This window comes from Brevibacterium sp. 91QC2O2 (assembly GCF_024580695.1).
In the GTDB taxonomy this organism is placed as follows: domain Bacteria; phylum Actinomycetota; class Actinomycetes; order Actinomycetales; family Brevibacteriaceae; genus Brevibacterium; species Brevibacterium moorei.
Genome location: NZ_JANIJY010000010.1, coordinates 77,775 through 91,254 on the forward strand (window position 1 = coordinate 77,775; position 13,480 = coordinate 91,254).

The following is a 13,480-nucleotide window of genomic DNA, read 5'->3' on the forward strand; positions in this document are numbered from 1 at the left end:
TCCGCTGTGCCCTGGTGCCCGGCGGGTGTGTTGTCGATTCCGGCGGTATCGTGGGGGACATGAAAGCCGAACCACTGCAGCCGGCCAGCCTGGGTCGGCATCTGGCCGCTCGCAATCACACCGCCCGTGGAACCGATGGGGACTTAGCCGATGTCCTCGCCCGTGACACGACCCGGCTGGTCTTCGCCGACCACGGCTACCTGCTGGTCGCCGCCGGTAGTCTGTGCACGATGGGCCCCGACGAGTATCTGGCCCAAGCCTCGACCATTACAGGCACCCGCATCTACCTGGGTCTGGACCAGGGAGTGGACTACGTGGGCATCGGCCTCGATCAGGCGGGCCGGGACGCGCTGGACGCCCATCTGGACGTCCATCACTCCCTGGATGCCGAGGACATGCTCGACGCCCCGGCATCCGGGTTGCACTCGGTGCGGCCCCACTGGGTCGACCTGGGCAGTCTGGCGGAGGAACTGAGCGACCTGGATGTGGGCCTGGCGTGCGCACTGGTCGCAGTGAACAACTGGCATATGTCGCACACCCACTCCCCGCGCAACGGATTGCCCACCACACCGGTCGCGGGAGGCTGGGTCAGGCGGGACCCGACCACCGGATCCGAACACTTCCCACGGACCGACCCTGCGGTCATCATGGCCGTCGTGCACACGGACTCGGCCGGGGTCGAACGATTGCTGCTGGGAAACAACGCACTCTGGGAGCCAAACCGCTACAGCCTGCTCGCCGGTTTCGTCGAACCCGGTGAGACGCTGGAGCGCGCGGTTGTGCGCGAGGTGTTCGAGGAGGCCTCCGTGGTCTGTCATTCCCCTGTGTACGTCGGCAGCCAGCCGTGGCCCTTCCCCTCCTCTCTCATGCTGGGTTTCTTCGCCACGGCGGAGTCCCGTGACGCGCGTCCCGACCGCGATGAGATGGCCGGACTGCGGTGGGTGACGCGGAAGGAACTACTGGCCGAACGCGCCGCTGGCACTATGCGACTGCCCGGCACCGTGTCGATCGCCGGCCAGATCATCGAGTCCTGGCTGGCTGGTGATCGGTGACGCAGGGGCACGCGCCCACTGAGGGGCTGGACCCCGATGCCCTGCTGGCCGGTCTCGACGCCGAACAGGCGCAGGTCGCCACGCACACCGGCGGGCCCCTGGTAGTCCACGCGGGCGCCGGAACCGGTAAGACACGGGCGATGACCCACCGGATCGCCTATGGGGCGGCCACAGGAGGTCTCGACCCCCGACACGTCCTCGCACTGACCTTCACGGCCAAGGCGGCCGGGGAGATGCGCTCGCGCCTGCGGGGCCTGGGAGTGCCGATGGTGCAGGCGCGGACCTTCCATTCGGCGGCCCTGCGGCAGTTGCGCTACTTCTGGCCGAGGTTCGCGGAGGGGGACTTCCCCCAGCTCATCACCGCTAAAGCGGGGCCGGTCGCCAGGGCGATGGCCGAATCCGGGTTCGAGGTCGAACGCGAGACGGTGCGCGATGTCGCAGCGGAGATCGAATTCGCCGCGGTCAGCCTGATTGGTGTGGAGGAATACGCTGCACAGGCCGGGCACCGGGAACTGCCGGAGGGAATCGACGCTGCGGCCATGGTGCGCATCATGACGGCATACGGCGAGTTGAAATCGCGTGGACGCCTGCTGGACTTCGAAGACGTGTTGCTGGTCCTCGATGGGATTCTGGGCACCCGCGAGGACATCGCGGCGGAAATCCACCAACAGTACCGCCACTTCGTCGTCGACGAGTTCCAGGACGTCTCGCCCCTGCAGTTCGATCTGCTGATGCGCTGGCTGGGCCGGCGCGACTCACTGTGCGTGGTCGGCGATCCGGCTCAGACGATCTACAGTTTCGCGGGGGCGCGCGATGGATTCCTCTTGGGCCTGCCCAATCGCCTGGAGAACGTGCGGACCGTCTCCCTGGTGCGCAACTACCGCTCGTGCCCGCCGATCGTGGCGGCTGCCAATCGCATCCTGGCACACACCGGCCGTAAACCCCTGGTGCTGCAGCCGGTGCGCTCCGGTGGTGGGCCCGTGCGGTACACGGAATATCCCGACGACGAAGCCGAGGCGATGGGCGTGGCGGAGGCCGTCGCCGGCCAGATCGCGGCGGGCCGGCGGGCCGGGGACATCGCGGTGCTCTTCCGCACCAACGGCCAGAGTCGGGCCTTCGAGGAAGCGCTGAGCCGCCGCGGCATCTCCTATGTGCTGCGCGGCGGCGAGCGCTTCTTCGCCAGGCGCGAGGTCAAGGAGGCGATCGCCGTGCTGCGCGCCAACCAGCGCAGCGTCCCCGGCACCACACCCCTGTCGGAGGCCGTGCGCGAGCTGGTGGCCGGCGTCGGATGGACCACGAGCGCGCCGACGGCCGGGGGACGGGTGCGCGAACGCTGGGAGTCGTTGAGCGCACTGGTCGACCTGGCGGACGAGATGCAGGCCGAACACGAATTGCCGGTGCCGCTGAGCGCTTTCGTCGCGGAACTCGACGATCGTAGGGAACACCAGTTCGCACCGGCCGTGGACGGCGTGACCCTGGCCAGCGTCCACGCTGCGAAGGGACTCGAATGGCCGGTCGTATACCTGGTGGGGCTCTCCGAGGGGCTTCTGCCGATCTCCTATGCCCGGAGTCCGGGGCAGATCGCGGAGGAACGGCGGTTGTTCTACGTGGCGCTGACCCGCGCCAGGGACGAGGTCGAGCTCAGCTGGTCGCTGGCGCGTCAACGCAGCCAGGTCAACCGGCGCAGGCCCTCGCGGTTCGTCCAGGAGACCCGTGCGCCAGGGCCCGGTTCAACCGGGCACACAGCACCGGCGCCGAGGCCGCGGGCCCGGCGCGAACTCCGGTGTACGAACTGCAATCGGGTGCTCGACACCCCGGCACAGAAGGCACTGGGTCGGTGTGAGGAGTGTGCGGGCCCGGTGGACCGGGCCGTGTTCGACCGGTTGGTGGCATGGCGCGCGGAGCAGGCGGAGGTGGAGCGGGTTCCCGCATACATGGTGTGCACCGAGTCGACCCTCGAACTGATCGCACGATTGCGGCCGACCGCGCAACGGGAGCTCGCCCTGGTCCCAGGGATCGGACCGGTCAAACTCGAGCGCTACGGCACGCGCCTGTTGGAGGTGCTCGCCGGCTGAGGGCGGGATCACGGCTCAGCCGGCTGGGGGACGGGTGGGCACTGCCAATGGGATGCGGCATGGGCAGGATGGGGAGAAGCCGACAGTGACGTCCTCCGCCTGGCCCAACGGCAGGCTCAGGCGCAGTCCGGTGTCCGCGGGCTTGAGCCCCAGCAGAGCCGCTCTCAGATGGCCGGCCAGGTGCGCCGCGCCGAGGTCGTGCAGGACGGGGTCGAGCTGGTCGGCCCGCCAGCTGGAGGTGCGCAGGGCCCTCCAGGACTCGAACCAGGAATCGTCGGAGTCCATGGCCGCTTCGACCAGGCAACCCGAGCATGGTGTCCGACCCGCGCGGATGATGTGTCCGATTCTGGTGCTGGCCTCGCCGAACACCACGTGCAGGTGCGCAATGTCCTGCTCCACCAGGGCCGCGGCGCTCAACAGGTCTGCGGCCAGGAAGGAGGTGAGCACGACCACCTGTTCCCGATTCGGGCCCGTCGGCTCTCCACTGAGCGCGTGCGCGTCGAGCCCGGCCCTGCGCAGTACCGGGGCCAGTGATTCGGCCAGGGGACCGACGATGTCGATACGTGTCGCGGCCAGTTCCCGGTCCAGGGCCGCTGGGTCGTGGCCGGTGGCCGCAGCCAGTGCCTGCACGTGTTGTCCTGCCGGGTCGCCGGGTGCTGACTCCGCCGGGACCAGGGCACCCGCCTGGTCCAGCAGGCCCAGGAGCATGGCCGCTCGGTCCGCGTCCATTCCCGCCCTGGACACGGCGGCATCCAGTTCCGCGGTGCCCAGGCCCAACCTCAGCCGGTTGATCAGTTCCACGTCTGCAGCGCTGAGCCCATCGACGTAGACGGGATCTTCGCTCCCGATCTGCATGCTGTTCTCATCGATCCAAACCAGTGGAAGGGATGTGAATGTTCGATACATGGTGACCTCCGTGTGCACAACGGTACGGTCTGGTCCACGGCAGGGGAAGGGAAGGGGCAAAATCTGTGGACAAGGTGACGCACGGTCGCGGAAAGGCACGCGCACCGCGCCGGCCGGGTGGGGGAACGGATGCGGGCGCCGACCGAGTCGATGGCGTCGACCCGGGCGACGCCCGTTCCGTTTGTTCGGACCGCACCCAGGGCGTCCACGGACCTTCCCCTTGTCCACGGCCGCCGGGCATTGTGCAGCCCGCACATCAAAACTATTGCCAGACACACCGGCGCGTCAAGCCGGGTGTGGCTGTGCTTGTGTGATAAAGGAGCCCGGGAATGGGGATGTGTCGGTGCCCGAGGGTAGATTCGATGCCATGGATACCACTGAGGTGCGCGCATTGTTGGAGGCCGGCGACATCGAGATCCGCAGGTCGGCGCGCCGGCGCAAAACGATCTCCCTGACCGGGGCCCCGGGGTCCTGGGTGCTGGCGGTTCCCCAGCGCTGGCGGCCCGAGGGGAATCTGGGGCAGATAGCCGAACTCATCACCCGTTTGGAGAAACGGCGGGGCCGGCCACGGCAGTCGGACGCTCAGCTGTGGGAGCGGACGCTGGAGCTGAACACGTGCTATTTCGCCGATGGCATAGCCCCGGCCAGCGTCGTGTGGGTCGAAAATCAGCGCAGCCGGTTCGCCTCGACGACACCGGCGACCGGGGCGATCCGGGTGTCCAACATGTTGCGCGAGGTTCCCGACTGGGTGCTGGACTCCGTGCTGGTCCACGAACTCGCCCACTTGCGCCAGGCGGACCACTCGGCGCGTTTCAAGGAGTTGACCGCCCGCTATCCGCGGACCGGGGAAGCGCAGACGTATCTGGAGGGCTTCAGTGCGGGCATGTCGTTCGCGACGGGGTCGTGAACGGCTCAGGATGTGCCGGAGCGGCCCAGCGCGGAGCGGATCCGGGGGAGTATCCCCGGCAGGCGGCGGACGATGTCGGGTGCGGTCTCCTCCGGTAGTGCATCGAGCCGGTGCCACCCGATCTCCAGGGACTCCGGGGAGGCCGCGATCGGTTCGGCAGGATCGAGAACCGCGGCGTACATGATGTCGGCGTGTATCCGACAGGTGCCGAAGGACTCGGGCAATTCGTGGATGCTCGCGGACACCGGGAGGTCCACCGCGGGTTCCAGGCCCTGTACTCCGGACTCCTCCCGGGCCTCGCGCACGGCGGCCTCGAGCACGGAGGCATCGCCGGCCTCCAGGTGTCCGCCGAACTGCAACCACTGTCGGGCCTTGCGGTGCAGGGTCAACAGGACCCGGTCGAAGTCGGGGGAGACGACCAGGCAGCTGGCGGTGACGTGGACCGGATTGGCCCTGACCCCGCTGGCATCCCCGGTCCGGTCGATGAAACCGGCGATTCTGAGAGCGTGCCCGGGTTCACTCATGGCGGGATCGGCCCGCCGCAGCAAGGCGGCGATCCGAGCCCAGGCCGTGGCATTCCCTCCGGGTGGGAGGGTCACTTCGCCCTGCCCTCGCCGCCGCCCTCCTCGTCCAGGAGCCGGTAGAGCGCGGCGTCGAAGTCCGCATCCCCCTCCCAGCCGGCCGTGCGGCGCTCGCGGTAGCCCAGTGGGTCGTCGAGGTCCGCTTGCTGGGGTAGATCGTCCAGGTGGGTGAAGACGGCGTCGCGGGCTGCCGCGCCCTCCGTCTGCTGCAGATAGCCGAACAGGGTGGAGGCGTCCTTGATGCGCGTTGGCTGCAGCCTGAGCCCCAACAGGTCTTCGAAGGCCTGGTCCGCGGTGCTGGTCATCGACAGGCGCTCCCGGATGCCGGCCCGCAGCAGGTCCCGCTGTGGCAGGTCCTTGCACGCTTCATAGGTCACGACCTCGACCCAACCCGCAATCGTCGACAGCAGGACGTCAAGGCTTTCCAGGGCGTCGCGCTGTGCCGGATTGTCCTGGGGGCGGAACAGGTTCCCGCCGATCTGCTCGCTGATCTCCTGGATCTTCGCCGGGTCGAAGTTCCCCGGGTCGATGTCGCCGGCCAGATTCTGCAGCCCGTCCAGATCGACTTCGATGTTCGAGGCGTACTTCGCCAGGACCGTGCTGATATGACCGGCCAGGTACGGGGCGCGGGAATACAGCCAGATGTGTGCCAGCTCCATCACGGCGAGATAGAGCCGCAGCTGCTCGTCGTCGACGCCCATGGAGGCGGCAGCGCCTGGCAGGTTGACGGCGATCAGGGCCGGGGCCCCGTCGGCGGTCACCGGCAGCCCGTATTCGGTCCCCGTGAGAACGCTGCCGGAGAGGTTGCCCAGGGCCTGTCCCAGCTGCGTTGCGAACATCTGGGCACCCATCGAGCCGAAGATCTGCTGGGCACCGGCGAGGAACCCGCGCATCTCCTCGGGCACCTGGGCGCCCAGCGATCGGGTCAGGGCCGAGGTCATGTTCGTCTTCACCGCATCGGTCAGCTCCAACCAGCCGGCGGCGGTCTGCTCGACCCAGGTCCGCCGGTTGAATGCCCGGCCGTTGAACGAAGTCGCGGGGGAGTCGATGACCTGGCCCAGCCAGAGTTCGGCCAGGCGGAACGCCTCCTCGACCAATTTGGTCTGCTCGGTGCTGACAGTCGGGTCCGGCGTCGGGATGTGACCCGTGGCGGCTCGGATCACGGTGTCGGGACCCGCCTGGGCCCCCATCATGTTCTGCAGGTTCTGCATGAAGCCGCCCAGCATGGCCGGATCGAAGGGCATTCCTCCGGGCATCTGACCCGCGGGCTTGCCGTCGGGGCCGAAGAACATCGCGAACATGTCACCGAACGGATTGTTCTCGTCGTCGGGACGGTCTTTATCCTCGTTGCGGTCGGTCATGCTGGCCCCTTCCGGATGGCTGGTACGGAGTTTCCTCGATTCCTCAAGGGTAACGAGTCGTCCTGGCGATTCCTTCCGTTCCGGCGGCGGTGCACCGGGTATTTCGTTCACGGCGAAACATCCCCTGTGCGCAACCGGGGGATTCGTGCAGTGTGCCTTGGTGGATTAGACTACAGGGGCGCCCTACGGGCGCGGCGGATGTTCAGGACGGGATAGGCACAACGTGAGTCTTTCAGCAGATCAGACGGGTCACAGCGGGAGAAAGGGGACGACGGGGAAGTCGTCTCTGCCGGGTGTACTGACCTATCTGCTCATCATCTATGCACTGGTCGTCCCCGTCCCCTACATGATTCAGAAGCCAGGCCCGGTGTTCAACACCCTGGGTGGCACCGGCGAGGGCGATCACACCCCACTGCTGAGCATCACGGGGATGAAGACGTATCCGCTGTCGGGGCAACTCGACATGCTCACAGTCGGTGTGGTCGGCGGGCCGGGACGCCGGGTCAACGCATCCCAGGCCGTGCAATCGGTCATCGCCGGGCACGACACGGTCCTGCCCAAGGAGGCCTACTACCCCCTGACGACCACTGCCGAAGAGGTCGATACCGCGAACACCGCGGAGATGGCATCCTCGCAGGATCTGGCGACGGCGGCCGCGTTGACCGAACTGGGCGTCGATTTCGGCTCGGCACTCGCAGTAGCGCAGGTGACCCCCGGCAGCCCGGCCGACGGCACACTGCGGCCGGATGACCGCATTCTCAAAATCGATTCCAGTCAGGTGTCCGGGGATAACGCCGGAGCCAAAACCGTCCAGACCCGGGTCGCCAAGGGCCGCCCCGTCGATCTGACCATCCAGCGCGGCAAGACGAAGAAGACGGTGACGATCAGGCCGACGCAGACGGACGGGAAGTTCGCCCTGGGCATCGTGTTGGGGCAGAAGTACGACTTTCCTGTCACGGTGAAGTACAACGTCGAGGGCGTGGGCGGGCCATCGGCCGGAACGATCTTCGCGCTGACGATCATCGACGCGCTGACCCCCGGTGATCTGACCGGCGGTAAGCCGATCGCGGGCACTGGCGCGATCACGGCCGACGGCACCGTCCAACCGATCGGCGGGGCCAGACAGAAGGTCGCGGCCGCAGCGGCCGCCGGCAACGAGTACTTCCTGGCACCGCGGGACAACTGCGCCGAGGTCCTCGAGGCCGCAGCCCAGACGGATCTGCACGTCGTGCGCATCGACGATCTGAAGTCGGCGCGGGCTTCGGTGGAGAAGATCGCGGCCGGCAGGACCAACGGCCTGCCGGCCTGCGGGACGAATTGATGTAACAGAAGAGCTTCCGGCGCGTGTTCGACGCGTCGCCGTGGCCCCGGCGGTTCCGGGGTAACCGGAATTACCCAGGGACGAGGAGAATCACCCCGTGTCACAGTCGCCACCCCGCCCGGCCAGCGCCGGCGCCACCCGCCGCGGCAGGCCATCGCCGCTGATCCTGACGATCATCGCGGTGGTCGTCCTGCTAGTCCTGTTCGTCGCGTTCTCGCAGGTCTACACGGAGGGCCTGTGGTTCAACCAGTTGGGTTCTCTGTCGGTGTTCGGCACCCAGTGGATCAGTCGGATCGTGTTGTTCCTCATCGGGTTCGTGCTGCTGGGTGTGGCCGTGTGGTTGCCGCTGTTCCTGGCCCACCGATACCGGCCCGTATATGCGCCGACGACGCCGCGGCAGGAGAACCTGGATCGCTATCGTGAGGCCATCGAGCCGCTGCGCAAGGGCTTGACCATCGTCGTGCCCGTGGTGGTCGGCCTGCTCGGCGGTCTGGCGCTGGCCCCGTCGTGGAAGCAGGCGCTGGAGTTCGTCCACCGCACACCCTTCGGGAAGGACGATCCGCAGTTCGGGCTGGACCTCGGATTCTACGTGTTCACCCTGCCGGTCCTGCAGACCGCGGTGAACTTCCTGGGCACCGCCCTGCTGCTGACCGTGATCGCCGGCCTCATCGCCCACTACCTGATGGGCGGGATCCGGCCCGCGGAGACGAAGGGCCTGACCCTGACTCGAGCCGCGAAGGTTCAGTTGGCGATCAGCGCGGCCCTGCTGCTGCTGAGCCAGGCGGCCCGTCTGTTCCTGGGGCGCTTCTCGGCACTGATGGATGATTCCGGCCTGGTCACCGGTGCGACCTATTCGGCGGTCAACATCACCCTGCCGGCGCTGCTCATCGTCTCCGTTGCAGCCGCCGTGGTGGCCCTGCTGCTGGCGGTCAACGCATTCCGTCCCGTGTGGCGGCTGTCGATCGTGTCCGTGGTGATGCTGCTCGTGCTCGGCGGGGTGGCCGTCCTCGGTCTGCCCGCGGCGGTTCAGCAGTTCAAGGTCCAGCCGTCCGAGTCCAACCTCGAGCGCGAGTACATCCAGCGCAATATCGATGCGACGCGCTCCGCCTATGGGATCGCCGATGTGGACGTGAAGTCCTATGAGCCCAAGACCACGGCGGCCTCCGGTGCTCTGGCCTCGGATGCGGAGACGGCGGCCTCGATCCGCCTGCTCGACCCGAATCTGGTCTCGGATACCTTCCGGCAGCTGCAGCAGCAGCGGCCGTTCTACTCCTTCCCCGAGCAGCTCGATGTGGATCGCTATCACATCGACGGGCAGACCCACGATTCGGTCATCGCGGTGCGCGAACTCAACGCGAACTCGCAGAGTGACTCCTCCTGGCTGAACCAGCGTGTGGTCTACACCCATGGTTTCGGCGTCGTGTCGGCCTATGGCAATAAGCAGGGCAACGACGGGCAGCCGGTCTTCATGGAGTCGAACATCCCGCCCAAGGGAATCCTGGGCGACTACGAGGAACGCGTGTACTTCGGTGAGAGCTCGCCGACCTATTCGATCGTCGGTGCGCCCGACGATGCCGACCCGCGCGAAATCGACTATCCCTCCGACGAGGGAGACGGCCAGGTCTACAACACGTTCAAGGGCGACGGTGGCCCCAAGGTGGGCAATCTGTTCAACCGACTGCTCTACGCGATCAAGTTCCAGGATGAACAGATCGTCCTCTCCGATGCGCTGAACCCGGATTCGCAGATCCTCTACGACCGTGCTCCGCGTGAACGCGTAGAGAAGGTAGCGCCCTTCCTCGAAGTCGACGGCGACCCGTACCCTGCGGTCATTGACGGTCGGATCAAGTGGATCGTCGACGGCTACACGACCAGTGCCTCGTACCCGTACTCCAAGCCCGAAACCCTGGGGGACGCGACTCGGGACTCGGTGACGCAGCGCAGCGGCAACACGGTGCAGGCACTGCCGGATGAGAAGGTCAACTACATCCGCAACTCGGTCAAGGCCACGGTCGACGCCTATGACGGCTCGGTCGACCTCTACGCCTGGGATGACAAGGACCCGGTGCTGCAGACCTGGCAGAAGGTCTTCCCCGGTATGCTCAAGCCGCTGTCGGACATGTCCGGGGATTTGATGAGCCACGTCCGCTATCCGGAGGATCTGTTCAAGGTGCAGCGTTCGCTGCTCTCGCAGTACCACGTGGCAGATGCGGCCTCGTTCTACACCCGACAGGACTTCTGGTCGAACCCGGTGGATCCGACGGCGGACAGCCAGGGCAATTCGCCCCAGCCGCCGTACTACCTGACGATGAAGATGCCCGGTCAGGACCAGGCCGCGTTCTCGTTGACCTCGACGTTCATCCCACGCCAGACCGAGGGACAGAGTCGTAACAACCTGACCGGCTTCCTGGCAGCGGATGCGGATGCGGGTTCGACGGCGGGTAAGCCTGCGGAGACCTACGGCAAGCTGCGCCTGCTGCAGCTGCCACGCAACACCACGTTCCCCGGCCCCGGACAGGCGCAGAACAACTTCAACACCGATCCCACGGTGCAGGAGGCCCTGCTGGCCCTGCGGCGCGGTAACGATTCGACGGTCCAGAGCGGCAACCTGTTGACTCTGCCGGTGGCCGATGGCCTGTTGTACGTGCAGCCGGTCTACGTGCGCTCCTCCGGACAGACGTCGTATCCCAAGCTGCAGCGGGTGATCGTGGCATTCGGTGACAAGATCGGCTTCGCCGCAACCCTCGATGAGGCGCTGAATCAGGTGTTCGGCGGCAACTCGGGCGCCGATGCCGGCGATGCCGGAACGGACAAGCAGGATGAGGACTCCGGTTCTTCGAATGGTTCGGGCGGCGATAAGTCCGGAGACGCGAAGACGGACCGCAGCCCCTCGCTGAACAAGGCGCTCAAGGACGCCAAGCAGGCGATGGAGGACTCCGACGCTGCGATGAAGGCGGGTGACTGGGCGAAGTACGGTCAGGCGCAGAAGCGTCTGCAGGCCGCGATCGACGCCGCTCAGAAGGCGGAGGCCGAGGCCAAGAAGTAACGGCAAGGGGACCGGCGGGCACCGATTTGCCGCTTGGCTCTGTGGCGACTATAGTTGTATGAGTTGCCGCGGGGTGGAGCAGTTCGGTAGCTCGCCGGGCTCATAACCCGGAGGTCGTAGGTTCAAATCCTGCCCCCGCCACGGAGATAGGCCCCCATCAGGTGTTTCACCTGGTGGGGGCCTTTTTATGTCCGTGGTTGTGCACTCGGAGTGCTGCACGTCATAGAGGGTTAGCGGCAAGAATGTGTGTACAGCGTCGGCGTGTCTAGCGTCTTCTTCCACCCCATCCGTGTTGGATTCCGTTGCCGTCTTCGGGGCTGAAGGCGGTGCCGTAGAGCAGGTTGGTTTCCTCGCGCCCGGTCTCGGGCTTGACAGTTGTCCGGGTCGTTTTGGTCCTCCAGTGGGCTGGTGTGACGAGCATCCAGGGGTCTTCAGGTGCTTGTGTGCGCCGGTAAAGCAGCCAGTCGACTCCGCGCCTGGCATGGTCGATCGACATGCCACGGTGGTGGCGTAGGAAGTCTTTGATCGCCTTGTTCGGTCCGCCTTCTAACGCGTTCGTCGTCTTCGCGATCGTGTAGCCGTCTTCGGCGAGTTTCAGCCAGGTGAATAACTGGTCGGCGCGGATCAGGTTGGCCAGCAGTTTGTGGGCTCTGCGGGTGCGGATGTGGGTGTACCACCAGGACTGGTTGGTTCTGGCGTATGCGGGCCTGGTGATCCCGGATTGGGCGCGGGTGCGGTGTTTGAGGAACGTTTCCCAGCGGGCTTCCCACGTGGCGAACTCGGCACTCCAGGCAGCGGCTTGTTCCAGCGTGGTGACGCGGCTCAGCGTCTTGTACAGGCCGAGGAGTTCCTTGTTCGCCGGCAGGCTGGGGCGCCGGGTGAGGTGTTTGTGCGCGGCTTGGCGGATGTGGAAGTGGCAGCGTTGGATGCGGGTGGCCGGCCAGAGGCGTTTGATCGTCGAGGTCAGTGGCCCGTTGCCGTCGACGATCGCAGCCACCGGCGCTGGAATGCGTTCGATGAGTGCGGTCCAGGAGGCGGTCTTCTCCTGGTCGCACCATTGCCAGTCGATGACGTGGCTACCGGTGTGGGCGATGAGAACACACCAGCCGTTGAAGTACGTGCCGTCGAGCATGATCTGGTCGTGGATTTCCCCGGTCGGTGTGATCGTTGGGCGCACGTTCCAGCACCAGGCCACACGGTGGCGGAATGTCCGGCCGGATTCGGTGGTGCCGCCTTGTCGTGTGGTGCCGGTCAGCCAGGTGAGGAAGTCGGTGAACTCGGCCTTGCGCGTGATGTCGATGCGTGACTGGGTGGTCGAGGCCCCGCAGTGTTTGCATCGCCAGCGTGTCCGCCCGGCGGTGGTCTTGCCGTTTTTGACGAGCTTGTTTGCGCATACACCACAGCGGGGGTGATTCCTTGGATTGGGCACTGAACATGCTTGCAGACCATGTTCGGCCCGGTCTTGCCCGTCTGTCTACTGGGCAAGCGCCCTATCCTGTACACACATTCTTGCCGCTAACCCGTCATAGAGTGGACGCGTACGAGGGGTTGACATTGTTAAAAAGTGAACTAAAGTAGTTGAACGTACAACAACAAAGCAACCACGCAATGGAGGCACACCATGACTGCACTTCCCACCAACCTGACCGCCGGCACCTGGAACATTGACCCGGTCCACTCGAGCTTCGGCTTCTCGGTCCGCCACTCCGGCGTGTCCAAGGTCCGCGGCGAGTTCGAGGACATCGCCGGCACCATCGAGATCGGCGAGCAGTTCGAGGACACCACGATCACCGCCAGCGCGAAGATCGACTCGGTCAACACCAAGAACGAACAGCGCGACGGCCACCTGAAGTCCGGCGACTTCTTCCTGGCCGAGGAATACCCGGAGATGACCTTCGCCGCCACCCAGATCAAGGACTTCGACGGTGAGGACTTCGTGCTCGTCGGCGACCTGACCATCCGCGGCGTGGCGAAGTCGGTGGAGTTCGCAGCCTCCTTCAACGGTGTGAGCACAGGCGGGGAGACCCCGGTCGCCGGCTTCGAGGCCTCGGCCACCATCAACCGCAAGGACTTCGGACTGAGCTTCGACGTGGTCCTGCCCGGCGGCGACCTGCTGGTCGGCGACAAGGTCAAGATCAGCATCGACATCGAGGCCGCCAAGGCCTGAGCGCAGCTCTGAACGACTGATAGCGCTAAGAGAGCCGGGGCCTGCGACGTTTCACACGTCGCAG

The 13,480-nt window shown here is 66.2% G+C and carries 10 protein-coding genes and 1 tRNA gene; 7 read left to right on the top strand and 4 right to left on the bottom strand.

Annotated elements, in window-relative coordinates; genetic code table 11:
* Window positions 1-59: 59 nt before the first annotated feature.
* Both nudC and NQ036_RS09335 read left to right on the top strand, forming a co-directional pair.
* Entirely contained in the window at window positions 60-1,052 is a 993-nt protein-coding gene (gene nudC / locus NQ036_RS09330; protein WP_257058471.1) for an NAD(+) diphosphatase, read from the top strand.
* The gene (locus NQ036_RS09335; protein WP_257047206.1) at window positions 1,049-3,127 is read left to right on the top strand and encodes an ATP-dependent DNA helicase UvrD2; all 2,079 of its coding nucleotides are present in this window, start codon (window positions 1,049-1,051) and stop codon (window positions 3,125-3,127) included. The genes nudC and NQ036_RS09335 overlap by 4 nt, the downstream gene beginning before the upstream one ends.
* Window positions 3,128-3,142: 15 nt before the next feature.
* Here NQ036_RS09335 and NQ036_RS09340 read toward each other — a convergent pair whose 3' ends face one another.
* The gene (locus NQ036_RS09340) at window positions 3,143-3,982 is read right to left on the bottom strand and encodes a hypothetical protein (RefSeq protein WP_257047335.1); all 840 of its coding nucleotides are present in this window, start codon (window positions 3,980-3,982) and stop codon (window positions 3,143-3,145) included.
* Window positions 3,983-4,400: 418 nt separating this feature from the next.
* Between NQ036_RS09340 and NQ036_RS09345 the strand changes: the two genes are divergently transcribed.
* Entirely contained in the window at window positions 4,401-4,940 is a 540-nt protein-coding gene (locus NQ036_RS09345) for a M48 family metallopeptidase (RefSeq protein WP_257047207.1), read from the top strand.
* Window positions 4,941-4,945: 5 nt separating this feature from the next.
* Here NQ036_RS09345 and NQ036_RS09350 read toward each other — a convergent pair whose 3' ends face one another.
* Both NQ036_RS09350 and NQ036_RS09355 read right to left on the bottom strand, forming a co-directional pair.
* Entirely contained in the window at window positions 4,946-5,464 is a 519-nt protein-coding gene (locus tag NQ036_RS09350; RefSeq protein ID WP_257058476.1) for an NUDIX hydrolase, read from the bottom strand.
* Between the two features lie 71 nt (window positions 5,465-5,535).
* Entirely contained in the window at window positions 5,536-6,882 is a 1,347-nt protein-coding gene (locus tag NQ036_RS09355) for a zinc-dependent metalloprotease (RefSeq protein WP_257047209.1), read from the bottom strand.
* Window positions 6,883-7,105: 223 nt separating this feature from the next.
* Between NQ036_RS09355 and NQ036_RS09360 the strand changes: the two genes are divergently transcribed.
* From NQ036_RS09360 to NQ036_RS09370, 3 genes are all read left to right on the top strand, one after another.
* Window positions 7,106-8,203, top strand: coding sequence for a PDZ domain-containing protein (locus NQ036_RS09360; protein WP_257058479.1), 1,098 nt, complete (start codon window positions 7,106-7,108; stop codon window positions 8,201-8,203).
* A 97-nt stretch (window positions 8,204-8,300) separates the two neighbouring features.
* Window positions 8,301-11,249 carry a UPF0182 family protein gene (locus tag NQ036_RS09365; protein ID WP_257047211.1) on the top strand — a complete coding sequence of 983 codons (2,949 nt, stop codon included), beginning with the start codon at window positions 8,301-8,303 and terminating at the stop codon, window positions 11,247-11,249.
* A gap of 67 nt (window positions 11,250-11,316) precedes the next feature.
* Window positions 11,317-11,390: transfer RNA gene (locus tag NQ036_RS09370), tRNA-Met, on the top strand.
* A gap of 124 nt (window positions 11,391-11,514) precedes the next feature.
* Here the strand turns inward: NQ036_RS09370 and NQ036_RS09375 are convergent.
* A complete protein-coding gene (locus tag NQ036_RS09375; RefSeq protein WP_257058482.1) occupies window positions 11,515-12,678 on the bottom strand; it encodes an IS1249 family transposase in 1,164 nt (387 codons plus the stop codon).
* A 192-nt stretch (window positions 12,679-12,870) separates the two neighbouring features.
* Here NQ036_RS09375 and NQ036_RS09380 point away from each other — a divergent pair, with 192 nt between their 5' ends.
* Window positions 12,871-13,416 (top strand): YceI family protein, encoded by a 546-nt coding sequence (locus NQ036_RS09380; protein WP_257047213.1) that lies wholly within the window; start codon window positions 12,871-12,873, stop codon window positions 13,414-13,416.
* Window positions 13,417-13,480 lie beyond the last annotated feature (64 nt).

Excerpts from the sequence above, each read along its gene's own strand:
- NQ036_RS09340 (WP_257047335.1), bottom strand. The coding sequence starts at position 3,982 with ATGCAGATCGGGAGCGAAGATCCCGTCTACGTCGATGGGCTCAGCGCT.
- NQ036_RS09355 (WP_257047209.1), bottom strand. The coding sequence starts at position 6,882 with ATGACCGACCGCAACGAGGATAAAGACCGTCCCGACGACGAGAACAAT.
- NQ036_RS09345 (WP_257047207.1), top strand. The coding sequence starts at position 4,401 with ATGGATACCACTGAGGTGCGCGCATTGTTGGAGGCCGGCGACATCGAG.
- NQ036_RS09380 (WP_257047213.1), top strand. The coding sequence starts at position 12,871 with ATGACTGCACTTCCCACCAACCTGACCGCCGGCACCTGGAACATTGAC.
- NQ036_RS09350 (WP_257058476.1), bottom strand. The coding sequence starts at position 5,464 with ATGAGTGAACCCGGGCACGCTCTCAGAATCGCCGGTTTCATCGACCGG.
- nudC (WP_257058471.1), top strand. The coding sequence starts at position 60 with ATGAAAGCCGAACCACTGCAGCCGGCCAGCCTGGGTCGGCATCTGGCC.